Origin of the sequence: Mesorhizobium sp. M7A.F.Ca.MR.245.00.0.0 (assembly GCF_003997415.1) — a bacterium.
Classification (GTDB): Bacteria; Pseudomonadota; Alphaproteobacteria; order Rhizobiales; family Rhizobiaceae; genus Mesorhizobium.
Genome location: NZ_RZTE01000006.1, coordinates 59,764 through 83,254, shown reverse-complemented (window position 1 = coordinate 83,254; position 23,491 = coordinate 59,764). Strand labels below are relative to the sequence as shown.

General features: G+C 62.1%; 28 protein-coding genes, 1 tRNA gene and 1 pseudogene. 21 read left to right on the top strand and 9 right to left on the bottom strand.

The genetic code is table 11. The annotated features are described in order from the left end of the window. Positions 1–9 precede the first annotated feature (9 nt). Positions 10–837 carry a type I methionyl aminopeptidase gene (map, locus tag EOB80_RS09640; RefSeq protein WP_013532002.1) on the bottom strand — a complete coding sequence of 276 codons (828 nt, stop codon included), beginning with the start codon at positions 835–837 and terminating at the stop codon, positions 10–12. A 200-nt stretch (positions 838–1,037) separates the two neighbouring features. Here map and EOB80_RS09635 point away from each other — a divergent pair, with 200 nt between their 5' ends. From EOB80_RS09635 to EOB80_RS09605, 7 genes are all read left to right on the top strand, one after another. Next, positions 1,038–1,460: a hypothetical protein gene (locus tag EOB80_RS09635; RefSeq protein WP_127327469.1), complete on the top strand. Its 423-nt coding sequence runs from the start codon at positions 1,038–1,040 to the stop codon at positions 1,458–1,460. A gap of 111 nt (positions 1,461–1,571) precedes the next feature. Then, complete coding sequence (locus EOB80_RS09630) at positions 1,572–1,811, top strand: hypothetical protein (protein WP_127322323.1); 240 nt, start codon at positions 1,572–1,574, stop codon at positions 1,809–1,811. Positions 1,812–1,971: 160 nt separating this feature from the next. Beyond that, entirely contained in the window at positions 1,972–2,268 is a 297-nt protein-coding gene (locus EOB80_RS09625) for a DUF982 domain-containing protein (RefSeq protein ID WP_127271426.1), read from the top strand. A gap of 218 nt (positions 2,269–2,486) precedes the next feature. Then, positions 2,487–2,750 (top strand): DUF6074 family protein, encoded by a 264-nt coding sequence (locus EOB80_RS09620; protein ID WP_023810460.1) that lies wholly within the window; start codon positions 2,487–2,489, stop codon positions 2,748–2,750. 281 nt (positions 2,751–3,031) lie between these two features. Further along, positions 3,032–4,258, top strand: a complete 1,227-nt coding sequence (locus EOB80_RS09615) for a pilus assembly protein TadG-related protein (RefSeq protein ID WP_164762565.1) — start codon at positions 3,032–3,034, stop codon at positions 4,256–4,258. A 4-nt stretch (positions 4,259–4,262) separates the two neighbouring features. Beyond that, the gene (locus EOB80_RS09610) at positions 4,263–4,703 is read left to right on the top strand and encodes a TadE/TadG family type IV pilus assembly protein (RefSeq protein ID WP_245466311.1); all 441 of its coding nucleotides are present in this window, start codon (positions 4,263–4,265) and stop codon (positions 4,701–4,703) included. Next, positions 4,693–5,100: a TadE/TadG family type IV pilus assembly protein gene (locus tag EOB80_RS09605; RefSeq protein ID WP_127270088.1), complete on the top strand. Its 408-nt coding sequence runs from the start codon at positions 4,693–4,695 to the stop codon at positions 5,098–5,100. The genes EOB80_RS09610 and EOB80_RS09605 overlap by 11 nt, the downstream gene beginning before the upstream one ends. Positions 5,101–5,145: 45 nt before the next feature. On the opposite strand, the gene EOB80_RS09600 is transcribed toward EOB80_RS09605, so the two are convergent. Continuing rightward, positions 5,146–5,304, bottom strand: a complete 159-nt coding sequence (locus EOB80_RS09600) for a hypothetical protein (protein ID WP_127327467.1) — start codon at positions 5,302–5,304, stop codon at positions 5,146–5,148. A 555-nt stretch (positions 5,305–5,859) separates the two neighbouring features. Here EOB80_RS09600 and EOB80_RS09590 point away from each other — a divergent pair. After that, positions 5,860–6,162, top strand: a complete 303-nt coding sequence (locus EOB80_RS09590) for a DUF1330 domain-containing protein (protein WP_127327465.1) — start codon at positions 5,860–5,862, stop codon at positions 6,160–6,162. A gap of 378 nt (positions 6,163–6,540) precedes the next feature. Here EOB80_RS09590 and EOB80_RS09585 read toward each other — a convergent pair. The 3 genes from EOB80_RS09585 to phaC all read right to left on the bottom strand — a co-directional run bounded on the left by EOB80_RS09585 (position 6,541) and on the right by phaC (position 10,200). Next, a tRNA-Glu gene (locus EOB80_RS09585) sits at positions 6,541–6,615 on the bottom strand. A gap of 282 nt (positions 6,616–6,897) precedes the next feature. Beyond that, entirely contained in the window at positions 6,898–8,148 is a 1,251-nt protein-coding gene (locus EOB80_RS09580) for a YcbK family protein (RefSeq protein WP_127327464.1), read from the bottom strand. 216 nt (positions 8,149–8,364) lie between these two features. Then, on the bottom strand, positions 8,365–10,200 hold the full coding sequence (gene phaC, locus EOB80_RS09575; protein ID WP_127327463.1) for a class I poly(R)-hydroxyalkanoic acid synthase: 1,836 nt from the start codon (positions 10,198–10,200) through the stop codon (positions 8,365–8,367). 97 nt (positions 10,201–10,297) lie between these two features. On the opposite strand from phaC, the gene EOB80_RS09570 reads away from it, so the two are divergent. The 8 genes from EOB80_RS09570 to recJ all read left to right on the top strand — a co-directional run bounded on the left by EOB80_RS09570 (position 10,298) and on the right by recJ (position 17,502). Then, on the top strand, positions 10,298–10,690 hold the full coding sequence (locus EOB80_RS09570) for a hypothetical protein (RefSeq protein ID WP_127327462.1): 393 nt from the start codon (positions 10,298–10,300) through the stop codon (positions 10,688–10,690). Positions 10,691–10,735: 45 nt separating this feature from the next. Continuing rightward, the gene (locus tag EOB80_RS09565) at positions 10,736–11,953 is read left to right on the top strand and encodes an LL-diaminopimelate aminotransferase (RefSeq protein ID WP_023810473.1); all 1,218 of its coding nucleotides are present in this window, start codon (positions 10,736–10,738) and stop codon (positions 11,951–11,953) included. A gap of 47 nt (positions 11,954–12,000) precedes the next feature. Then, complete coding sequence (locus EOB80_RS09560; RefSeq protein ID WP_127327461.1) at positions 12,001–13,314, top strand: homoserine dehydrogenase; 1,314 nt, start codon at positions 12,001–12,003, stop codon at positions 13,312–13,314. Between the two features lie 132 nt (positions 13,315–13,446). Continuing rightward, on the top strand, positions 13,447–13,803 hold the full coding sequence (locus EOB80_RS09555) for a hypothetical protein (protein ID WP_127327460.1): 357 nt from the start codon (positions 13,447–13,449) through the stop codon (positions 13,801–13,803). Between the two features lie 71 nt (positions 13,804–13,874). Continuing rightward, complete coding sequence (locus tag EOB80_RS09550) at positions 13,875–14,042, top strand: Thivi_2564 family membrane protein (protein WP_013531988.1); 168 nt, start codon at positions 13,875–13,877, stop codon at positions 14,040–14,042. A gap of 204 nt (positions 14,043–14,246) precedes the next feature. Then, a complete protein-coding gene (gene glpX, locus EOB80_RS09545; RefSeq protein ID WP_127271399.1) occupies positions 14,247–15,230 on the top strand; it encodes a class II fructose-bisphosphatase in 984 nt (327 codons plus the stop codon). Between the two features lie 73 nt (positions 15,231–15,303). After that, a complete protein-coding gene (locus EOB80_RS09540; protein ID WP_127321553.1) occupies positions 15,304–15,537 on the top strand; it encodes a DUF6434 domain-containing protein in 234 nt (77 codons plus the stop codon). Between the two features lie 180 nt (positions 15,538–15,717). Next, a complete protein-coding gene (recJ, locus tag EOB80_RS09535) occupies positions 15,718–17,502 on the top strand; it encodes a single-stranded-DNA-specific exonuclease RecJ (protein ID WP_127327459.1) in 1,785 nt (594 codons plus the stop codon). 7 nt (positions 17,503–17,509) lie between these two features. On the opposite strand, the gene EOB80_RS09530 is transcribed toward recJ, so the two are convergent. From EOB80_RS09530 to folE, 3 genes are all read right to left on the bottom strand, one after another. Further along, complete coding sequence (locus tag EOB80_RS09530; protein WP_127267650.1) at positions 17,510–18,481, bottom strand: patatin family protein; 972 nt, start codon at positions 18,479–18,481, stop codon at positions 17,510–17,512. Between the two features lie 84 nt (positions 18,482–18,565). Continuing rightward, entirely contained in the window at positions 18,566–19,027 is a 462-nt protein-coding gene (gene hisI, locus EOB80_RS09525) for a phosphoribosyl-AMP cyclohydrolase (protein ID WP_127321550.1), read from the bottom strand. A gap of 34 nt (positions 19,028–19,061) precedes the next feature. After that, a complete protein-coding gene (gene folE, locus EOB80_RS09520; RefSeq protein WP_127327458.1) occupies positions 19,062–19,697 on the bottom strand; it encodes a GTP cyclohydrolase I FolE in 636 nt (211 codons plus the stop codon). A gap of 240 nt (positions 19,698–19,937) precedes the next feature. Between folE and EOB80_RS09515 the strand changes: the two genes are divergently transcribed. Both EOB80_RS09515 and EOB80_RS09510 read left to right on the top strand, forming a co-directional pair. Beyond that, entirely contained in the window at positions 19,938–20,384 is a 447-nt protein-coding gene (locus EOB80_RS09515; protein ID WP_127267647.1) for an iron-sulfur cluster assembly scaffold protein, read from the top strand. A gap of 2 nt (positions 20,385–20,386) precedes the next feature. Further along, positions 20,387–20,833 carry a cell envelope integrity protein TolA gene (locus EOB80_RS09510; RefSeq protein ID WP_127327457.1) on the top strand — a complete coding sequence of 149 codons (447 nt, stop codon included), beginning with the start codon at positions 20,387–20,389 and terminating at the stop codon, positions 20,831–20,833. Between the two features lie 18 nt (positions 20,834–20,851). On the opposite strand, the pseudogene EOB80_RS09505 reads toward EOB80_RS09510, so the two are convergent. After that, positions 20,852–21,768, bottom strand: a pseudogene (locus EOB80_RS09505) (LysR substrate-binding domain-containing protein). A 90-nt stretch (positions 21,769–21,858) separates the two neighbouring features. Here EOB80_RS09505 and EOB80_RS09500 point away from each other — a divergent pair. The 3 genes from EOB80_RS09500 (at position 21,859) to blaOXA (ending at position 23,453) form a co-directional block, all read left to right on the top strand. After that, positions 21,859–22,023 (top strand): hypothetical protein, encoded by a 165-nt coding sequence (locus EOB80_RS09500; RefSeq protein WP_127322935.1) that lies wholly within the window; start codon positions 21,859–21,861, stop codon positions 22,021–22,023. Between the two features lie 79 nt (positions 22,024–22,102). Further along, the gene (yidD, locus tag EOB80_RS09495; RefSeq protein ID WP_127327456.1) at positions 22,103–22,477 is read left to right on the top strand and encodes a membrane protein insertion efficiency factor YidD; all 375 of its coding nucleotides are present in this window, start codon (positions 22,103–22,105) and stop codon (positions 22,475–22,477) included. Positions 22,478–22,625: 148 nt separating this feature from the next. Next, positions 22,626–23,453: a class D beta-lactamase gene (gene blaOXA, locus EOB80_RS09490; protein WP_127322937.1), complete on the top strand. Its 828-nt coding sequence runs from the start codon at positions 22,626–22,628 to the stop codon at positions 23,451–23,453. The last annotated feature ends 38 nt before the right edge of the window (positions 23,454–23,491 follow it).

The window sequence follows — 23,491 nt, the reverse complement described above, 5'->3', positions numbered from 1 at the left end:
AGACGCGCTCTAAGCCGGCAGGCCGGGGCGATCGAGCTTTTTGGGCGACAGCGTGAAAATCTCGCACCCTGTGTCGGTCACGCCGATCGTGTGCTCGTACTGCGCCGACAGCGAGCGGTCGCGCGTCACCGCAGTCCAGCCGTCCGACAGAACCTTCACATGCGGCCTGCCCAGATTGATCATCGGCTCGATGGTGAAGATCATGCCTGGCCGCATCTCGACGCCTTCATTGGCGCTGCCGTAATGCAGGATGTTCGGCGCGTCATGGAACAACTGGCCGACGCCGTGGCCGCAGAAGTCGCGCACCACCGAGCAGCGCTCGCCTTCGGCAAAGGTCTGGATGGCGGCGCCGATGGCGCCGGTGCGGGCGCCAGGCCTGACCGCTGCAATGCCGCGCATCAGGCATTCATGCGTGACTTCGAGCAGGCGCTCGGCGGCGCGCTTGATCGTGCCGACCGGATACATGCGCGAAGAATCGCCGTGCCAGCCGTCGAGGATGTAGGTGACGTCGATGTTGACGATGTCGCCATCCTTGAGCGGCTTGTTGTCGGGAATGCCATGGCAGACGACATGGTTGATCGAGGTGCAGGACGATTTCGTGTAGCCGCGATAGTTGAGCGTCGCCGGCAGCGCGCCGTGGTCCATGCCGAATTCGAAGACGAAGCGGTCTATTGCTTCGGTGGTGACGCCGGGCTGGACCATCGGCACCAACTCGTCGAGGCAGCGTGCGGTGAGATCGCATGCCTTGCGCATGCCGGCAAAGCCGTCTTCGCCATAGAGGCGGATCTGGCCGGTATTTCTGAGCGGGGCCGTGGCAGCGTCGAGATAGGTGACCATTTTGTCCGTGTAGCGGGTAGGGCTCTGCAGGAGAGCCAGCGTGAAAATTTCCCCAGATTTGGCACTTGAGGGCAAAAGGTTCAAGGAAGAACTGTCTGATGCGGCCGCGCGCTTCCCGATATTTGCCTCGCAAGGGCGATGTCTTGCCAGTTTTTGCCCGGTTTGCTTCCCTTTCTGGCCATGGTGCGTTAGGGCGGGTGATGTTTTCGAGATCGCGTCCCTGCGCGGCGGCCAGGCAAACCGGATGGCCTGAAGCGCCGCTGACGGCAGCGTGCTCATGCCTGATGGGCATGGTGCTGCTCGCGATGCTGTGCTTCGGCCTGCCGGTGGCGTCAGGCTTTGCGGGGTCTGCGCCAAGCGGTGTCAGCGTCGGTGTCGAGCGGTCGGGCGAAGTGGCGGCGCTGCTGCGTGTCACCGGCAAGGCGCAAGCGCTGGAGGTTCGTGCCGGCCGTCCGGTCCTGGTCAAGTTCGCCGGCGGCCACCCCGCGCTTCCGGTCCCCGCCGCTGTTTTTCTTTGGGCCGAACGGCCATCGCAAAGAGCGATGGTCTCGGGATATGGGGCCGCCTCGGTTCCCGGGGCGAGCACCAACCAGCCGCGCGCACCCCCGACCATCACGGCCTGAGCGGCCCAGGGCCGTACCCCCACCTCATCGCTATTCCTGTTCGCGTCGTGATCGTGCGGCGGCTGTCGGCCGCGCAGCGGTCGCGCGGCGCGTCATTTCCGAATTATTTCAATGCAACAACGCATCAAGACTTTCAAAACCCTGTCGCGCGCGGCCTCGGCTGCCACGTTCCTCTGCGTCCAGGCGCTCATCTGCATCGGAACCGTCTATTGGGCGGTTGCCGAGACGCTCGGCCTGTCGGCGATGGCGGCCCTTGTTCTCGGCGGCATCTTCGCCGTGCCGACGGTATTTGTACTGATCGCCGCCATTCGCATGGCCTTCGACGCGGAGACGGATCCGGCGAACCAGTGAGCGTATGTCGCCCAAGACATATCTCGGGAGCGCGATCTATTCTGGGCGGCGTGGCGGTTCAGCGACCCAAGTGACGACACATTTCTGGGTCAAAGCCGATCAAAGCAACTTTTGACGACGAACGGCGTTGCTGCGGTGACGCCGGTTCGGGAGACAGGAAATGGACAGACTGCAATTCGAGGTGCCGGTGCGCATAGCGCCTGGACCCGGTCTGCCGGTCGAGGAGATCTATGGCGTCGAACAGGCGCTCGATTTTCTCCAGGACTGGCCTGCGCGCCGTCAGGGCCCGATCTATCAGAAAGCGTTCAACGCCTGCTTTGGCGCCACGGTGGACGTGGTCAAGACCGAGGACGCCTGCCGGGCGTTCATGGCGTTTTGCCGGGCGAGCGGACTAATGGCAAGAGACATGATGACGCCGCGCAAGCGCGGCGGTGAGGCGAGGGCGCTCCAGGCCTGAGGGCCGACGCCGTTTCGCTTGCCCCGATTCCTACGTCAACAATCGCGTTGAACGCACATGGCGATGGCGCGTGCGTAGGGCTGCGCCCTTTTCGTCCCCGACGACCGCCCCACGTTGCACCCACCTCAGCGCCGTTAAGCTTCCGTTTCCACCTTCCCGGCTACGCCATTGCTTGTTGGCAATGGTTGATTCGTTGCGTCAGTCTCATGGTTTGGAAGATGTCCCCAGAAAAAGTCCGTGCGTTCCCGATCGACCGTCAGGTATTCTTGGTCAGGGAGGTTGCTGCCAAGCTCGGCAACCTGCATGGCGAGACCGCCACCTCGTTCTGGAGAGCCAAGGCGTCGGAGTTGCTCGATCTCGTCGTCGGGTCCGGCAGGGACAGAACAGCAGCCAGCGATGAAGTGCGCAGGTTTTTCCTGGCCGTGCAGCGAGAGATGTTGGCTGATACGGTCGCGGAGTCGATGCCAATTCTTTCCGCTTGAAGCAAATCCTGAACCTCCATCCTCCATACATGCATCAGTAATTTGTAAATACGTTTACTCCGGTGTGTTTTTCGAGACCCGGTCGTTGTTCGCGCGGTCTCGGCTGCGAATCCGGCAATTTCCCGCCGGCCTTGAGGGGCGGCCCACTCTGAGACATCGATGCGCTTGCGCGTTGGTCAGCCAGCGAAACACTTCTTTTTTGAAGCCAATGGACCACTGCTCAAAAATGCAACGAACTTTTTAGCCATTCGTTCATTTATGCGTGCTTTCTAATTTAAACCATGGCCTTGAGTAGCTTCACCCGTGTTCGGCTTGTAATGGACGCCATGCGCCGGAGCACGGGCGCAAACGTCGCTACCATTTTTGCTCTGACCTTGCCGGTCGTTGTCGGCGCTGCGGGCTTCGGCGTCGAGACCTCCTATTGGTACTACAACAGCCTGAGGTTACAGGCGACGGCCGATGCAGCCGCCTATGCCGGTGCGCTCGAACAGATCTCGGGTTCCGACAAGCCGACGATCGTCGCGGCTGCGACCCAGTCCGCGGCGTCGAACGGACTGGGCTCGGGCACGATCGTCGTCAACACGCCGCCGGCCTCCGGCCCGAATACGGCGAAAAAAGCGGTCGAGGTGATCGTCGGCCAGCAGCTCGACCGGATGTTCACCCTGATCTTCACGCAAGACAAGGTCCCCGAACAGGCGAGGGCGGTGGCCGTTATTACCGATGCCTCGAGTGCTTGCATGCTCGCGCTCGATCCGTCCGCTTCGCAGGCGGCGCTGTTTTCCGGCAGCACCAGCGTTAAGCTTAACGGCTGCTCGGTCATGTCCAATTCGATCGCCTCGGACGCCATCAAGGTTCAGGGTTCGGCCGGCCTGCAGGCCGATTGCCTGATATCGGCAGGCGGTGTCTCTCTCAGCAACCCCGTCACCACCGTCTGCGCGGTCCCGATCACCCAGGCACTGCCTGCCGGCGATCCCTTTGTCGACCTGCCGGCCCCGGTGGCCGCGACCCCCTGCCAGAACGACAACAAGGCGACGCTCGGTCCAGGCACCTATTGCAGCGGCATGAACCTGAAGGGCAATGTCACGCTTTCGCCCGGCGTCTATGTCGTCCAGGGCAGTTTCAAGATAAACGCCAACGCAGCCATCACCGGCAGCGGGGTGACCATCTTCATGTCGGGCAGTTCGACCGTCAGCATGAATGGCAATGCGTCCGTGAAGCTCAGCGCGGCGACTTCGGGCACCTACTCAGGCGTTCTGTTCTACGGCGACAGGACCGGCATGATCGCATCCAGCACATTCAACGGCACAGCGGACTCGCTTTTGACCGGGGCCATCTACTTCCCCAAGCAGCAAGTGAACTATCTTGGCAACTTCTCGGGCAATGGCGGCTGCACCAGGGTCGTCGCCAATACGATCCAATGGTCCGGTAACTCAACCATCAATCAGGATTGCTCGAGCCTCGGAGTGCCCAACATTCCAGCCGCGCGGTCCGTGGCACTGTCCGAGTAGCGCCGTGCGTCACCGATCGATACCGATCCTTGGCGATGATTCGGGCGTTGCGGCGGTCGAGTTCGCGATGGTGCTGCCGATTCTGTGCCTAGTGCTGCTTGGTATTCTGGACGGCTGGTCCTACGTAACGAGTTCACTGTCGATGCGCGCCGGTGTGAAGACCGCCGCGAACCTGGTCATGAGCGGATCGACCGATGATGCAGCGACCCAGGCCCTTGCCATTGCGAGCTGGGAAAATCGGCCGGAAGACGGCCAGGTCACGCTAAGCCGCATCCGTATGTGCGGGGCGACGGTGGTCGACGCGTCCACCATGTGCAGTGGGCCGAAGGTGCCAGCGGTCTATGTCCAGATACAGGCATCGGGCACCTGGGTGCCGCCAATTGCCTTCGGCGCCTTTGCCACTTCCACCGTCATCGGTCACCAGGAGACGATCCGTGTCCGCTAGGGTAAGCGCGTTCCGGCGGGATCGATCGGGCGGGGCCGGGCTGGAGTTCGCGCTGATCGCGCCCTTCCTTGTCATGCTGCTGTTCGGAATATTCGCCTTTGGCTGGTCGATGCACTCGGTCTCCAGTGTTCGCTATACGCTGGAGACGTCAGCGCGCTCGCTGCAGCTTAAAAACACGCTGACCCAGGCCGACATTCAATCGATCGCCACGCAGAAATTGCAGGCCTTGGGGTTCAAGGACGTGAACGTCACCATCGCCATCGACCCGGTGAGCGGCGGCTTCCGCATGGCGCATCTGACCGCCGCCTATGCCTTCGTCATCGACTTTCCCTACTTCAGTTCCTTCCCGATCAACTACGCGACAACCGTTACCGTGCCACTGCTTGGCAGCGGCTAGGCTGTGGCCGATAACCGTCGGCGAGAATGCGCGCTTGGGCTCTGCTCATTTGTACGCTTTGAACGCGATCAGGCCACCGAGAATGGTTATCGCCGTCAGGATCAGCGCCCACGACATGACGTTGTGTGACAGACGCCTCCGGCCGCGCAGGGCCAGGTCCCGCCAGCGTTTAGCCTGATCAGCCCCTGTATTTGGCTTATCCACACCCTTCTCCAACGGGCAGAATGCGACTCATGCCGGCCGGTGTCCAGATCGCACCGGTTTTGGCGGCCACGACGCAAGCTTGGCACTCCGGCCAGCTTTTGATGGCACAGGGCTAGCTAATATATTCGTTAGTGCTAATGTTAAGATGACGTAACGTCATCATGTCCGACCATCCGTCGGGTGCAATGTGGGGGTTCCAATGAGAGTGGCTGTATTTTGCGCGGCTGTCGTCTTCGCTGCGGCTGGTGTCGCTGTTGCCAAGGAAAAGAAGGCGGCGGTCAGTGACGCCGCCGCCTTGTGTTCCACCAACCCGTCAGCCAAGAAGCCCGCTCCAAATCTGGACTGTGGTTTCACCGGAACAGCCAAATCGGAAGATAGCGGCGCAAAGGCAGAGCCGCGCCTCGGATACGACGCCAATCCGTGGATTGTAACCGGCTTTTGATTTCGCATCGGCGGTTGCCGGTGAAGCGCTGAAGAGGGGCGTCTTGACCGGCGGGCGTCGCCCCCGCGACCGGAGCGTAACGGTCGGGCGCCGTCGAGAAGGAGGAAGCGAAAATGGCCGCCTATCTGATCGCGGATGTAGACGTAAAGGACGCTGCCGCGTTCGAGGAATACCGGCGGGATGTGCCAGCCACCGAGGAGCGTTATGGTGGGAGATATCTAGGTCGTGGCGGTGCGACCAAGGTCTTGGAGGGCGATTGGGAGCCACACCGTTTGGTTATTATCGAATTCCCCGACATGACGTCGTTGATGGGCTGGTACAATTCGCCGGAATACGCCCGCCTTATTGAAATCCGGAAGCGTTGCGCCAACACCAGGATCATTGCGCTCGAGGGGGTTGCAACACCCACTCTTTGACCGTGGTGGCTCGCCTTCATCAGGTAGTATCCGGCTTGTTTGCCCGAATCCGTACACCGCGAAGTCAGCTGTTTAAAGCCGGGAAACCAGGCAATAAATGCGGGCTTACCACTGCGGGGCTTTCTCATTGTCGCAGTGCCCGAGAACCCAACTCGACCGTGCAATGAAAAGCCCGCCACGGGGGCGACCTGCGGCGGGCTCTTGGAGCGGCTACATCCCTGAGGAATCGACCACTTTGTAGCAGGATTATGACCTGTGTGGCCGCGTTAGCCTATGGTGTGATCGCGGAAGACTGCGCGTCAGTTGAAGACCGCGGCAGAGAGCCAGGCGAAATTGGCCACATTGGGAGGGAGGTTTGCGCTAAACGCATTATTTTTCTGGTACGCCCAAGGGGAATCGAACCCCTGTTACCGCCGTGAAAGGGCGGTGTCCTAACCGCTAGACGATGGGCGCGCTCAGACGAAGCGGCTTATACTGGCGTTGTGCGCAACCGGCAACCCGTCAGGTGCCACCTTGGACAACTTTTTTCCGAGCCAGCCAAATCAACGATTTCCCGAGGGTTGGCAGGCTTTGATAACTAGCGGCGACACCCATCGTTTCGTCATCCCAGGGTCTCCGCGACGGAGCCTCGCCCTAGGATGACGAAGTTTGTGGGAGGCTTCGGCTAATCCCGAATGCTCAGAATGGTCACCGGTACGATCTTGGCTGCTAATAGGCCTAAGACCGTCTGCTAGACTAGCCGTCACCGCCGCTGCGCCGGCGGCAGCGCCAGTTCCAGTCGCGCTCGGGGCCGACGTCGACGTGAACCGATTCTGTGTGGCAGTACGTGCCGACGCCGCCGCGGCCGGGCATGCTTCTGATGTAGCTCGCCAGTTCCCATTTCGAAACGCCGGGAACCTGGATATCGGCGGCGGCGCAATACATGTGCAGCGAATTCTTGGCGCCGTTGGCGCGCCGGTTGCGGGCCGGGTCGCGATAGCCTGACGTCACCGTCATCTTGCGGCCGTAGTGGCCTTCGATCGTCTTCAGCACGCGCACCAGCGACGGCTTCAGGCAGGCCACATCGACGCTTTCGTTCTGCTTGAGCAGCCCGTTGGGCGCCAACCGGGCCATGCCGGCGGCTGACGCAACCTGATAGGAGCCGCCGATTGGCCCCTCATCCTCGTTGAGGTCGACGTCGCTTTCGTCGTCGAGGCCGGACTTGCGCTTGATCTCGAACAGGGCCGTCTGGCGCACGCCGGGCAGGGCGTCGCTACCCGTGATGTGATTGCTATCGTCGCCGAGCGAAGCCAGTTGCACCGGCTTGGCCGTGGAACTGGCCGAGGCAAGCGTGATGATCGGCTTTGCCGCTGCTGGCGCCGCTTTTGCCTGCGCCAGGGGCTGCTCGCCCGTTCGGGCGTTGCTGATGATGGGGGTTGGTGTCGCCGAGGCTGGCGTTGCGCCAAACATCGAGGCGAGGAAGCCTTTCTTTTTTGGTGCTTCGGCCTGCGGCATCTCGCCAGCCGTCACATAGACCGGGTTGTTCATGGCCGGAGCGGCAGCGGGCTCCGGTGCCGCCACGTCGCCGTTGGCCGTGGCAATCTGCTGGGCGGTCGCGTCGGTTTGCTGCGCGGTCTGTGCCTGTTGCGTCAGCGATTGCGGCGTGTTTCCAACGATGGTTTCGGCGCCCGCCGGCGTGGTCAGCGGAAAGGCAGCTCCCGGTTTGGACATAGGCACGTAGGCGACTTTTTCAGGCAGCGCCGTATCGCTTGCCGTCATCACCGTCGTCTGCTCGGTCGTGACCTCGGACGAATCGGCGACAGCGGCCGACTTGCCACTTGAGGCAGCATTCATATCCGATGCGGTGGCATTGTAACCGGGCATTCCGACCGACATTGTCGGGTCGCCAGCCGAAGTGCAGGAGGCCAGAAGCAAGGAGCAGAGCGCTGCCACAATGGCGCGGCGTTCTCCCTTTGCGAGGCTCCATCCTGCTGATTTCAAAGTCAAATTCCCCCTCGATGTCCGGTCGGTATATCCTTGGCGCCACACGCATGCGTCGGTGCCAGGGTGACCTTTGTCTCCGATCCGGAAACGAGACCTGTGTCAAATCCGCAAGCCTGAAAGTATTTTTGCGGTGATCGCCGAATTACGGCCGCTTGATGGTTGACGACACCATTTCGCCCGCTTTTGACAGTCCGTCAACTCACCACACATTACAGTCCGTTACACACGCACTTTCACATAGGTGCCGGGAGCATCACCCAAGGTTTTCATATGCTTGCCCGGTTTGCGGGCAGGCACGCGGGTGTTGTCCTTGGCCTCTATCCAGTCTTGCCAGTGCGGCCACCAGGATCCTGGATGGTCGGTGGCATTGGCTATCCACTGGCTGAAGTCGCCCGTCGGCGTACCCCCGGTCCAGTACTGGTATTTGTTGGATGCCGGCGGATTGACGACCCCTGCGATATGGCCCGACCCGGCCATCACATACTCGACCGTGCCGCCGAAATATTTCGAACCGAGGAACACCGAAAGCGCCGGCGCGATGTGATCTTCCTTGGAGGCGAGGTTGTAGACCGGGATGGTGATGTCGCCGAGCGAGACCGTGTGGCCCGCCAGTTCCATCGTGCCTTGCGAAAGATTGTTCTCGAGATAGCAGTTGCGCAGGTAGAAAGAGTGATTGGCCGCCGCCATGCGAGTGGAATCTGCATTCCAGTAGAGCAGGTCGAAGGGCAGGGGATCCTTGCCGCGCATGTAGTTGTTGACGACATAGGGCCAGATCAGGTCGCCTGAGCGCAGCATGTTGAAGGCGGTCGCCATCTTGGTGCCGTCGAGATAGCCCTTTTCGCTCATCGACTTTTCCACAGCGGCGACCTGTTCTTCGTCGACGAACACCTTCAGGTCGCCGGCATGGGTGAAGTCGACCTGCGTGGTGAAGAAGGTCGCCGACTTGATGCGGTCGTCGCCCTCTTGCGCCATCAGCGCCAGTGCCGCCGCCAGAAGCGTGCCGCCAACGCAATAGCCGATCGCGTTGACGTCGCGTTCGCCGGTGGCCTTCTCGACGGTGTCGAGGCCGTATTGCAGACCCTCGCGGATATAGGCTTCCCAACTCTTGGTGCCGTGGCGCTCGTCCGGATTGATCCAGGAGATGACGAACACGGTGTGGCCCTGTTCAACCGCCCAGCGAATGAAGGATTTCTGCGGGTTCAAATCGAGGATGTAGAATTTGTTGATCCATGGCGGGCAGATCAGCAAGGGTCGCTTGAGCACCGTCTCGGTCGCCGGGTCGTACTGGATGATTTCGGCGACGTCGCTGCGGCCGACCACCTTGCCGGGAGTGGTGGCGATGTTCCTGCCGATCTCGAAGGGTGAGTAGTCAGCCTGCCGCAGCTTCAGGTCGCCCTTGCCGGCGGCGATGTCCTCGGCCAGCATCTTCATGCCGCGCACCAGGTTTTCGCCGTTCGACGCGACGGTTTCACGGAACAGTTCCGGATTGGTCAGGATGAAATTCGACGGCGAGATGGCGTTGGACACCTGCTTGACGTAAAAGCCGGCCTTGTGGCGGGTGTGCTCGTCAAGGCCTTCGGCGTGCTCGACCAGATCGGCCGCCCAGCGCGAGGTGACGAGATAGGCCTGCTTGAGGAAATCGAAGAAGGCGTTGCGGCCCCATTCCGGGTCGAGGAACCGCTTGTCGCCGCGCTCCGGCCTGACCGCGTCTTCGGTGTCTTGCGCGGCGTTGCTGGTGCGCTGGATGGCGTTGGCCCAGACCGTCATATAGCCGGAAAACAGCCGCGTCTGCGCTTCCAGCGCGCGCTGCGGATCGGCAAGCCAGTATTCGCTGAGCTTGGAAAAGGTCTTCACCATATCGACAACGGGCTCAGCGACATGGTCGCGCACGTCGCCTTTTTCGCGCGGCTCGGCCCAGGCGGAAGCGGCCTTGCCGGCCTGCTCGATCATGCGCGCCATGTTCAGGGCGAAGCGTTCCGGGTCCTTCACCAGATATTGCTCGACGGTCGAAGGCTCGTCATCTTCCGCTTTGCCCGAATCGGGTGTTTTGGACATGGTTGGCGGGGTTCCTCCCGAGGCCTTTTCTTGACATATTAACATGGGACATCCGACCGGGCCAATCTCGCTCTACCTCGGCTGCCAGGGAAACAATATGACGATTAATATTGGCGAGACTGTTTTTTTCGGTGCCGGAGGTTTTTGCCGCATCGGCGCGGCGATCGTCCTCATCGGGATTGCCGGGTGCTCGAGCACCAACACGAATGGCCCAACGCCTGTCGCTGCGGGTACGGGGCCGAAGGATACCGGCACCTTTCCGAACCTGAACATCAAGCCGCAAGTGGCGGCGCCTCAGTTCACCGAAGCCGAGAAGAACGCCAAGCTCGCGCAATTGAAGGCGGATGAGAATGCGCAGGCGGCAAAGGGCGGCGGCCCGAAGGTCGCCAACCAGGCGGCGCTGACGGATCTGGCCAAGAAGCATGGCGACGAAACGCTGAAGCAGATCGAAGCCAAATGCGACCCCGCCCTCGACCCTACCTGCAAATAAGTATATAGCGCGCGCCCAACACCCCCTTCGCTGTCTGGAACTGCCATGGAAGAATTTCACAAGGTTCGCCGGCTTCCGCCTTACGTGTTCGAGCAGGTCAACCGGCTCAAGGCCAGCGCCCGATCGCGTGGCGCCGACATCATCGACCTCGGCATGGGCAATCCGGACCTGCCGACGCCCAAGGCTATCGTCGACAAATTGTGCGAGGTCGTGCGCGACCCGCGCACGCATCGCTATTCCTCGTCGCGCGGCATTCCGGGCCTGCGTCGCGCCCAAGCCGCCTACTATGGCAGGCGCTTCGGCGTGAAGCTCAATCCCGACACGCAAGTGGTGGCCACGCTTGGCTCGAAGGAAGGCTTCGCCAATATGGCGCAGGCGATCACGGCGCCCGGCGACGTGATCCTATGCCCTAACCCGACCTATCCGATCCATGCCTTCGGCTTCATCATGTCGGGTGGCGTCATCCGCTCGCTGCAGGTGGAGCCGGACGACGGCTTCATCCCGGCGCTCGAGCGCGGAGTCAAACATTCGATCCCGAAACCGCTGGCGCTGATCCTCAACTATCCGTCGAACCCGACGGCGCTGGTCGCCTCGCTCGATTTCTACAAGGATGTGGTCGCCTTCGCCAAGAAGAACGACATCATTATCCTGTCCGACCTTGCCTATTCGGAGATCTATTTCGACGGCAATCCGCCGCCTTCGGTGCTGCAGGTGCCTGGCGCGATCGACGTTTGCGTCGAATTCACCTCCATGTCGAAGACCTTCTCCATGCCCGGTTGGCGGATGGGCTTTGCCGTCGGCAACGAGCGGCTGATCTCGGCGCTGACGCGGGTGAAATCCTACCTCGATTACGGCGCCTTCACGCCGATCCAGGTGGCGGCGGCACATGCGCTCAATGGCGACGGCGCCGACATCGCCGAAGTGCGCGACATCTACCACAAGCGCCGCGATGTGATGGTCGATGCCTTCGGCCGCGCTGGCTGGACCATTCCGGCACCGGCGGCATCGATGTTCGCCTGGGCGCCAATCCCGGAGCCGTTCCGACATCTCGGCTCGCTCGAATTCTCCAAGCTGCTCATCGAACATGCCGACGTGGCCGTGGCGCCCGGTGTTGGCTTCGGCGAGCATGGCGACGAATTCGTGCGCGTCGCTCTGGTCGAGAACGAGCACAGGATCCGGCAGGCGGCGCGCAACATCAAGCGCTTCCTGTCGACCAGCGCCAAGCAGCCCAACAATGTCGTGCCGCTCTCCGCTCACCGGTAAGCTTGCCGCACGCAAATTCGATCTGACTTTGAGGGACGTCGCCGGACATGGCTGAAGCATTGCGTGTTGGAATTGCCGGCCTCGGCACCGTTGGCGCGTCGGTGGCGCGCGTGCTGCGCGACAAAGCGGTGGAACTGACCCGCCAGTGCGGCCGTGACGTGATCGTCACCGCCGTCTCGGCGCGCGACCAGAAGCGCGATCGCGGCGTCGATCTGAGCTCGGCAAAGTGGTTCGACGATCCGGTCAAGATGGCGCAGACCGCAGAAATCGACGTGTTCGTCGAACTGATCGGCGGCGACGAGGGCCCGGCGCGCTCGTCGGTGAAAGCGGCACTCGAAGCCGGCCGTCACGTCGTCACCGCCAACAAGGCGCTGCTGGCCAAGCATGGCGTGGCGCTGGCCGAGATCGCCGAGAAAAAGGGTGTTCTGCTCAACTATGAGGCGGCGGTGGCGGGCGGCATTCCCGTCATCAAGACCATGCGCGAGGCGATGGCCGGCAATTCGGTTACGCGCGTGTTCGGCATCCTTAACGGCACCTGCAACTACATCCTGACGCGCATGGAGGCCGAGGGCATCGCGTTCGATGCTTGCCTGAAGGACGCGCAGCGGCTGGGCTATGCCGAAGCCGATCCGACGTTCGACATCGAGGGCCACGACACCGCGCACAAGCTGTCGATCCTGACCAGCCTTGCCTTTGGCACCAGGATCGCCGCCAACGACATCTATATGGAAGGTATCTCCAACATCACCCAGGCCGACATCCGCGCGGCCGCCGATCTTGGCTACCGGATCAAGCTGCTGGGTGTCGCCCAGCGCACCGAGAGCGGCATCGAGCAGCGCGTGCATCCGACGATGGTGCCGACGGCATCGGTCATCGCGCAGGTGCATGGCGTCACCAATGCGGTGGCGATCGAGACCGACATTCTGGGCGAACTGCTGCTGTCAGGCCCCGGTGCCGGCGGCAACGCCACCGCCTCGGCCGTCATCGGCGACATCGCCGACATCGCCAAGAGCCGGCCAGGCTTCCAGCATGGTCCGGTCTTTGGACGGCCGGCGAAGGAGCTGAAACCCTACAAGAAGGCGCAGATGCGCAGCCATGCCGGCGGCTATTTCATCCGGTTGACCGTGCATGACCGCATCGGCGTCTTCGCGGCAATCGCCAAGCGCATGGCCGATAATGACATTTCATTGGAATCGATCGTCCAGCACGCGGTCAATGGCGAGGCGGCGGCACAGAAGACGGTGATCCTCGTCACCCACGAGACGACGGAGGCTGCTGTGCGCAAGGCCGTCGATGGCATCACCAAGGATGGCCATCTGACTGACAAGCCGCAGGTCATCCGCATCGAGCGGGCAGGGTAGCTTTCGCCCGATAGGCCCTGCGGGACAGGAATCCCGCAGGCATTGAGGTCTGGTCTGGTGGGGACAGCCGCCACGCGGGAACGAATTGGTGTCGTCGCCGTTCTCTTGGTCAGCAACCAGAGGAACCGCTTCATGGCCGATACCAACAAGTCCGACACCCCTAATATCGACGACATCCAGAAGACGCTGGAAAAGCAGATTGCCGATTTGCGCAAGGAGATCACCAAGATCAACAAGAGCATTTCGGCGCGGGGCGCGGAGATGCTCGACGACGCCAGCGAACAGGCGTCCGAGTTGTACGACACGGCCGCGAGCCGCGCTTCGCGTACGGCGCAACAGCTGCGCAGCCAGGCTCAGGCTGTTTCAGAGGTCGCGCGTGAAAATCCAGGTACGACGACAGCTTTGGTCGGCGTGATCGGCCTGCTCGGCTTTCTGGCCGGCTTCGCCATTGGTCAATCGACGAACGATACCTCCCGCCGCTGGTATTGACCGCAGCGCGATAGGGCCGGGCTTCCGGCCCACTCTCTTGTTTTCAGCACATCACTTTTAAGGAGGGCACCATGGCTTCATCAGCATTGATCGGCATCCTGATCACATTCCTCGTCATCATCCTCGTTCTCTATCTGGTTCAACGCCTGCCGCTCGATGGCCGGATGAGACAGATAGTTCAGGTGATCGTCATCATCATCGGCATCATTTCACTGCTCAAATACCTCGCGGTTTTCTAGGCCGCGAACGCCGCCATTTTTACCGTTTTGAGACTGGCCCGGCGCACGGCGATCGGGCCAGTCTCGTTTCAGGATGCGGTTTAATCGATTGATATTGTTGGGTATTCGATAAAATCCTCGGTAGGTCTTGCCGTTGTCATGCTGGTTTGACAAAACAGGCCCGCCTCCGGCGGGAGGCCGCATTGCCAACGAGGAAATCACCAGATGAATGTGGCCCAGAACATCGTCGCCGGCCTTGACCGGATACTCACCATGGAACTGGTGCGCGTCACCGAACGAGCCGCCGTCGCGGCCGCCAGGCTGCGCGGGCGCGGCGACGAAAAGGCGGCCGACCAGGTCGCAGTCGACGCCATGCGCCAGGAACTCAACCGGCTTGCCATCAAGGGCACTGTGGTGATCGGCGAAGGCGAGCGCGACGAGGCGCCGATGCTCTACATCGGCGAGGAAGTCGGCTCCGGCAAAGGTCCGGCCGTCGATATCGCGCTCGATCCGCTCGAAGGCACGACGATTTGCGCCAAGAACCTGCCCAATGCACTCGCGGTCATCGCGATCGCCGAAAAGGGCAGCCTGCTGTTTGCGCCCGACGTCTACATGGACAAGATCGCCATCGGTCCGGGCTATGCGGACGGCGTCATCGACATCGACGCCTCGGCGGCTGAGAACATCGCCAGCCTCGCCAGGGCGAAGGGCGTGGCCATATCGGATATCACCACCTGCATTCTCGACCGGCCACGTCATGCCAGGCTGATCGATGCCGTGCGCGCCACGGGTGCCGCGATCCGGCTGATCGGCGATGGCGATGTCGCCGGCGTCATCCACACCACGGATCCGGAAGAAACCGGCATCGACATCTATCTCGGCACTGGCGGCGCACCAGAGGGCGTGCTGGCCGCTGCCGCGCTGCGCTGCACCGGCGGCCAGATGCAAGGCAGGCTGATCCTCGACACGCCGGAAAAGGTTGCTCGCGCGGCAAAGATGGGTATTTCCAATCCGAAACGGGTCTATCGGACGGAGGACATGGCGCGCGGCGATGTGCTGTTCGCGGCCACCGGTGTCACGGACGGCAACATGCTGGCTGGCGTCAAGTTCGGCCACAATTACATCACCACCCACACGATCGTGCTGCGCTCGTCGTCGCGGACGGTGCGCGAGATCAAGGCCCGCCATCAGGATCTGGATAAGTTCTGACGCTCGCTTGCGAAGCCACCTTGCAATTGCTAGCCATTCGGGCGCATCCGATGCTGGCTGCAAGGATTTGACGATGAAACCGTTCGACTGGCATGCGGATCCGATTTCGCGTGCCACCGCCATCACAAAGTCCTATCGCAACACCCAGAATGTGCGTCGCTTTCTCATCCGGGAATGCGGCGATGCATTCAGGTTTGACCGGCCTTTCATGGCCTGGCTCAAGGACGGTGTGGAAAAGACGATGGGCGATGCGGCCGACGAATGGCTTCGGCGCCAGGCTGAAAAGCGGAAAGCGCAGTTTTCTTGACTTATTTCGGGACCGCGCGCACCCGTGAATCGCTTGGCTTTGCCTGCCTTTGGCCTATAGAGCGTCGCGTGAACGCGACGCGCTTAAAATTGTTGCCAATGCAGGTCGTCGCCCCAAAACCGCTGCCCACTTATGGGCGACATGCATTATCGTGCGGCCAACGATGAGTTGGCAAAGCGTATGACCGGCGAAAAACGCCTCTTCCTCGATGTCAGGCAGTCGGTATCAGGGGTTTCCTGGGAACATCGGCTGACAGAACGCCAGGACATGATTGCGCTCGCCATCGCGCAAGGCCATGGCGTGCCCGACATCGTCGCGCGGGTGCTTGCCGGCCGTGGTGTTACCGCCGAACAGACCGAGCGGTTTCTCGACCCGACGATCCGCGATCTTCTGCCGGATCCGGCATCGCTGACCGACATGGACAGGGCGGCGGCCCGCATCGCCGCCGCGGTGATGGCCAAGGAAAAGGTGGCGATCTTCGGCGACTATGATGTCGACGGCGCCGCCTCGTCGGCCTTGCTGAAGCGGTTCCTCACGCATTTCTCGGTGCCGTCGGAAATCTACATTCCGGATCGTATTTTCGAGGGCTATGGGCCCAACCCGGATGCCATGCGCGAACTTGTTTCGCGTGGCGCGACACTGATCGTCACTGTCGATTGCGGCACCAACAGCGCCGTTTCCATCGATGCCGCCAACGAGGCTGGGGCCGATGTCGTGGTGCTCGACCACCACCAGGTCGGCGGTGCCTTGCCGGCGGCAATTGCCGTCGTCAATCCCAATCGCGACGACGACCTTTCCGGGCAGGGCCATCTCTGTGCCGCCGGCGTGGTCTTCCTCGCCCTTGTGCAGACGGCCAGGATCCTGCGCGGCCGCATGGCCGATGCTACGCCGCCGGACCTGCTTTCGCTGCTTGATATCGTGGCATTGGCCACAGTCTGTGACGTGGTGCCGCTGACCGGCGTCAACCGCGCCTTCGTGGTCAAGGGGCTGCAGATGGCGCGCCAGCAGAAGAATGAAGGGTTGGCGGCACTGGCACGCGTGTCGCGCATCGGCGAGCCGATCAGCACTTTCCATCTGGCCTATCTGATCGGCCCGCGCATCAATGCCGGCGGACGCATCGGCGATGCCGCACTTGGTAGCCGGCTGCTTGCGACCGACGACCCGGTCGAGGCGCGCACCATTGCCGAGACGCTCGACCGGCTCAACCAGGAACGGCAGTTGATGGAGCAGGAGATGCTCGCGGCGGCGCGCGTCGAGGCCGATGCAGAGCTCGCCGGCGGCAATGGCCCGGCTATCGTCGTCACCGCCTCCAACAGCTGGCATCCGGGTATTGTCGGCCTGCTCGCTTCGCGATTGAAGGATCATGCCCGGCGGCCCGCCTTCGCCATCGCGTTCAATGCTGTGGGCATCGGCACCGGTTCGGGCCGCTCGGTCTCGGGTTTCGACCTCGGCCGGCTGGTGCGCGAGGCGGCCGTTGCCGGTCTGATCGTCAAGGGCGGCGGCCATGGCATGGCGGCGGGCATCACCGTGGAGCGGGCAAGGCTTGGCGAACTCAGGGCGTTTTTCGAAGAACGGGCGGCAGCCGACGTGTTTCGCCTGCAGGGCGAGGAAAGCCTGGCCATAGACGGCGCACTTGCCGCTGAAGGCGCGACGCTCAGCCTGCTCGACGCGCTGGAACAGGCCGGACCCTTCGGTGCCGGGCATGTGGCCCCTGTTTTCGCGTTGCCGCGCCACCGATTGGCCGATGCGCGGCCGGTCGGCACTAACCACATCCGCGTCGAACTGCAATCGGAAAGCGGCGGCCGCATCCAGGCGATCGCCTTTCGCGCTGTCGATACCGCACTTGGCGAATTCCTGTTCAAGAACCGGGGCAAGACGATCCACGTCGCCGGTTCGTTGTCGGGCAACTACTGGAACGGCAACCGCACCGTGCAGTTTCGCATCAGCGATGCGGCTCGTGCGTAGGCTTTGATCAGGCGAGAACGGTCTGCAGCCGGGTCAGTTCGCCGATCTGCGCCATCGTCGCCTGATAGCCGAGGTTGATCGCCTCGTCGGCGCGGTGGAATTCGGTCAGGCCGATATGGCTGAGCTTCGGCTGCAGCGACATGTCAGGCGGGTCGCCGGCAAGCCTGGCGCGCGAAATGCGGTCCTGAATGATGTTGAAGGCCTCGACCATGACGCCGGTGATGCCGAGCCGCGTCTGATGCGACTGGCGCTCGGCGTCGATCTGACCAGGCCGCGGCGCGTCCTTTTCAACGACCAGCTCGCCGGCGCTGTGCTTGATGACGGCGGCGCGGCCGAACAGATCATAGTGAAGGTTGACCGCCACGACGAGCGGCTGCTCATAGGCGCGGCAGACCGAAACCGGTACCGGGTTGACCAGCGCGCCGTCGACCAGCACGCGGCCATTGCAATTCACCGGCTCGAACACGCCGGGCAGCGCGTAGGAGGCGCGCATGGCGGTGATCAATGAGCCGCTCGACAGCCAGATTTCGTGGCCGGTGCGGATTTCGGAGGTGACCGCGACGAACGGCTTGGCAAGGTCCTCGAAACGAATGCCGGCCATGTGCTCGCGCAGCCTTGCATCGAGCTTCATACCGCCGAACAGGCCGCTGCCGCGCAAATTGAGATCGAGCAGGCCGAAGATGCGGCGCTTGGTCAGGCTGCGGGCGAATTCTTCGAGCTCGTCCAGTTTGCCGGCGAGATAGCAGCCGCCGACCAACGCGCCGATCGAGGTGCCGGCGATCATCGACACTTCGATGCCGGCTTCGTCGAGCGCGCGCAGCACGCCGATATGCGCCCAGCCGCGGGCGCAACCGCCACCCAAGGCGAGCGAAATGGCTGTTTTCTTCTGGGAGTTCGTTTCGGACGCGCCGCCTGACGAGGACAGGCCGTTGGCCTCCCTGACATCTGGTCTGTTACGCAATGACGCCCACTCGAGCATCATGATCTCCCTTGTCCCACGGCCACTATACGAGCGGGCCGTATCGAAATGATGAATCTGTGTGGTTGGTGTCAGGCAGAAGGTTCAAGCTGGTGGTTTCCGATACGTGTTTACCGCATCGAACAGCGGTTTGCTGCCGTCGTCGGCAAGCGTCCCCTTGCCATCGATCAGCCCCACCGTCCGATAAAAGCATGAACGCCGGCCAGTGTGACAGGTTGCGTCGTGGCCTAACACTTTGACGCGCAACCATATGGCATCCTGGTCACAATCCGTGAGCATCTCGACGACATGCTGAAAATTGCCTGATGTTTCGCCCTTTTTCCAAAGCACGTTGCGCGAGCGCGACCAGTAGTGGGCGATGCCTGTCTCCAGTGTCAGCGCCAGCGCTTGCGCGTTCATGTGCGCCACCATCAACAGCATGCCGTCCGCGGCATCGGTGACGACGACCGTGACGAGGCCAGCGGCATCGAAGCGTGGTGAAAACACCGCGCCTTCCTCCATGGCCTTCTTGTCTGACGAAGCTTTCGGGAATTCCAATGCCGACATCGCCGGTCCTTATCTAGCGAAGTCGCAGGGCCATTCAGATCCCGCCGCCACGCACCATGGTCACGAAACGAACCTGCTCTTCGGGCGTATCCTTGAAGACGCCGGTGAAGGTCGAGGTCAGCGTGGTTGAACCCTGCTTGCGGATGCCGCGCATGGCCATGCACATGTGCTCGGCCTCGATCATGACGGCGACGCCGCGCGGATTGAGCACCTCCTGGATGACGCCGGCGATCTGCGCCGTCAGCGCCTCCTGCGTCTGCAGGCGATGGGCGAAGATATCGACGACGCGGGCGATCTTGGACAGGCCGACGACCTTGCCGTCCGGAAGATAGCCGACATGTGCCTTGCCGATGATCGGCACCATATGGTGCTCGCAATGCGAATGGAATGTTATGTCCTTGACGATGACCAGGTCATCGTAGCCGGCGACCTCCTCGAAGGTGCGGCCGAGTTCGTCGGCCGGGCACATGTCGTAACCACCGAACATTTCGCGATAGGCCTTTGCCACCCGCTTCGGCGTGTCGACCAGCCCTTCGCGGTCCGGATTGTCGCCGGTCCAGCGCAAAAGCGTGCGCACGGCGGCTTCGACTTCAGCTTCGCTTGGCCGGTCGGTGACCGGCTTTTCCATATAGGCTGACTGTGGCATGAGCTTCTTGATGACGGCATCCATAAAGGCGTCTCCCGTAGTCCCTCTCGGCGGAGGAACGAGTTGAACGGACCACGACCTTTCGGTGTCGGAAACTCGCCCCGTTTCCAGCCCCGTAAGTGGCGTGAACTTCCCGGCAAGGACATTGGCTTTCGTCGTTCTTGTCGATACCGGACTGCCAGCATTATATAAGGTCATAGCGAGCGAAAGGAAGACACGACAGCGGCAATCGCTGTTCGCTTGGCGGCGACGGATTGGAAAATAATGATAAACGAGGTCTACAACGCGAAAATTCTCGGTTTTGCCGGGAACATTGGCCGCATCGGCCGTCTCGATCATCCTGACGCGACCGCCAAGGCTCACTCCAAGCTATGCGGTTCCACGGTCACCGTCGACCTCAAGATGCAGGACGGCCTGGTCACGGACTTTGCCCATGACGTGAAAGCCTGTGCGCTCGGCCAGGCGTCGTCATCGATCATGGCGCAGCATGTCGTCGGCGCGAGTGCTGAGGAATTGCGCGCGGTGCGCGACACCATGCTGAAGATGCTCAAGGAAAATGGCGCCCCGCCGGACGGTCGCTTCGCGGATCTCAGATATCTGGAGCCGGTGCGCGACTACAAGGCGCGGCACGCTTCGACCATGCTGACTTTCGATGCCGTGGTCGACGCCATCGGCCAGATCGAGAAGAAGCGCGCCGAAGAAGCGGCCTGACCTTGGGGTTTGGCTACCAAAGCCTGGTGTTTGCCGGGAGCCTTGCTGGCTCACTCGCGTTGAGCGGGACCCCGAGCCGGGCAGACGTAGCGGTCGAGCACGATATCGGCGACTATCTCATGAAGGCAATCCAGCATTGTTGGAACATGCCTGCAAACACCCACAGCATTGCACGCGTCCAGATCAGTCTGAACAAGGACGGGTCACTCGCAGGCCCGCCAAAAATCCTCGGTCCTGTGACGACGCCGCCGGACAAGGTTGCCGAGTCCGCCGTCCGGGCCATCGCACGCTGCGCGCCATTTCCCAGGCTGACATCATATGCTGCCCACTACGATATGTGGCGCGATGTCATGCTCACATTCAACCTGGGAGAAGACTCACCGGGCGAGCTTCCGGCCGCGGATACGCTCGACAAACTCTTCGAAAAATACCGCAAGAAGGCCAAGTAGCGAGCCCGGCCGGAAGGTTCAAGCCTGCGCTTCCAGCACCCGCCTGCTTTCGGCAAATTCGCTTCTGAGCCAGTCGGCGAACGCGGCGGCCGGTTCCGAGAGGTCGCGCAAGTTTCTGGCCACCAGCCAATAGGCGCCGGATGCGACGTCGATGTCGAACGGCTTGCCCAGCGCGCCGGATGCGATTCCCCCGCCGATCTGCAAGAGATCGCCCAAGGCCACGCCATGTCCGAGCAAAGCGGCCTGTTTTGAAAGCGACGCATCCGCCAGCATCGGCCCGCGCGCCGGTATGGCGTCGGCGGGCACGCCGGCCGCTTCGAACCAGCGCGCCCAGCCCTGGCGGTTCTCCTCGTGCAAGAGCGTGTAGCGGCCAAGATCGATCGGCTTCCTGAGGGCGGGGCCAGAGGCAAGCAGCGCCGGCGACAGGACCGGCGATCGACCGTCGAGGCAAGCCGCTCAGCCTGGCTGCGCGGCCACGCGGTGGCATGCGTGCTGAAGCGTAAGGCAAGCTCCGGCTGATCGCTGCGGAACTCGATCAGCCTTGGGTCGACCTCGAGCGAGACGTCGATGTCAGGCCGCAATTGGCGAAACCGGTTGAGCCGCGGCACCAGCCACACGGATGCAAGCGACGGCTCGACACTGACGCGGACCACGGACTGCGGTGGTGTCGCCACCAGTTCTCCAAGCAAGGTGTCGATGGCGTCGAAACTTCTGACAAGCTGCTCCAGCAGACGTCGGCCGGTGTCGGTCAGCTCGACACGGCGATGGTGACGTTCGAACAAGGGTTGATGCAGGAAGATTTCGAGTTCCCGGATCTGCCGGCTGATCGCCGCCTGCGAGACGAAAAGCTCCTCGGCGGCCCGGCTGAAGCTCAGATGCCGGCCCGCCGCCTCGAAGCTTCTCAATGCCGTCAGCGGCAAGCGTCCGCGCTTCATTCACATAACCCAGGATTATCCGAAGTGGAAATTATACTCGTTTGAAGGCGAAGGCCAGCGGCGGTCTAATCGCATCAAAGGAGACCGACCATGATCCAGTTGCTGAGCATCTTTGGCGATGTCATGCGGATCGCAACGTTTCAATGGCGTGACAGAAGACAGCATGAAAAGCGTTACGAAGAGCCGACCAGTCGTGGCCGGTGGGTGGCTTCGGCTGACTGGCAGCCGTTTCGCCGTTCCGCCCGTGACGACTGAGTGCGCGCAAGGAGTGGGGATTGCGTTCTCCAGTGGAAGCTCACATCTATCGCTTGGGAAACGCGATACGGAGACTGTGGTGCGCGACCAGCATGGGCATGCGCATATCGCCCGGCCGCCGAAACGCGGCCGCAACTGGCCCGGTCCATGGCGCAAGACGCCGGGCCGTCTCCTCGGCACGTCGCTCGTGCGCCTCTATCAGCTGACGCTGTCGGGCTTTGTCGGCAATTCCTGCCGGCATCTGCCGACCTGTTCAGAATATGCCCATGAGGCGATCGCCCGCCATGGCCTGTGGGCCGGCGGTTGGATGGGATTCTTCCGCGTGCTGCGCTGCGGGCCATTCGGCACGCATGGCATCGACCGCGTGCCGGAGGTGCTGGGGGATCGTTATGTCTGGTTCACGCCATGGCGGTACTGGCGGATCGGCAGCAAGCGCGGCGAAGCGCAGGGGTGATCGCGTCGGTCAGGTACCGGCGGCTCTGCCCGTTTACGATCCGGTAGGGTTAACAACAGCCTGCACAAAGACTGCGCATTTGAGACAAAATCGAGACAAGAGACCCCGCTAAGCCGCTCGCGAACCCCCTTCTTGAGCGAGCAGACAAATGCGCAATTTCGACCGTCTTCCCTTCATCTTTGCCGGGATACTGTTCCTGCTCGCCTGGCTGCTGGGATTTCCGTTGCGCGCGCAATCGGCGCCGCTGGGGGACGTGCAGTGCACGGTGATCGCCGATGCGGCGAGCGGCAAGACGCTTTACCAGGACGGGGTGTGCGACCAGCGGTTCAGCCCGGCTTCGACGTTCAAGGTGCCGTTGTCGCTGATCGGCTATGACAGCGGGATCCTTAGCGACGAGCACACGCCGAGCTGGGATTACAAGCCTGAATTCAACGCGGTGAAGCGGGATCAGAAGACCGTCGATCCGGTGGTCTGGGAGCGAGATTCGATCCTGTGGTTTTCCCGGGAAATCACCCGCCGGCTTGGGTCTGAGAGTTTTGCCGGTTATGCCTCGAAATTCGACTACGGCAATGCCGATGTTTCCGGTAATCCCGGCAAGAATGATGGTTTGACCAAGTCCTGGGTGAATTCCTCGCTCAAGATCACGCCGGTCGAGCAGGTCGAATTCCTGCGCAAGCTGCTGGCCCGCAAGCTGCCTGTCTCGGCCAAGGCCTACGACATGACATCAGCCATCATCCCGATCTTCCAGGCCGGGGATTGGACGGTGCAAGGCAAGACCGGCAGCACCAGGCTGCGCAACGACGCCGACAAGGTCCAGGACAAGCGCTCGCTTGGCTGGTTCGTCGGATGGGCGAACAAGGATGGCCGCCAGATCGTCTTTGCGCGGCTTGTCGTCGATGCCAACCGTACCGACATGCCAAAGGGCCTCAAGACCCGGGCTGCGTTCCTGAAGGATTTGCCGCTCCTCATCAAATGAACGCTGACATTTGAGCCGGGCTTTACGGCGGCGGAATC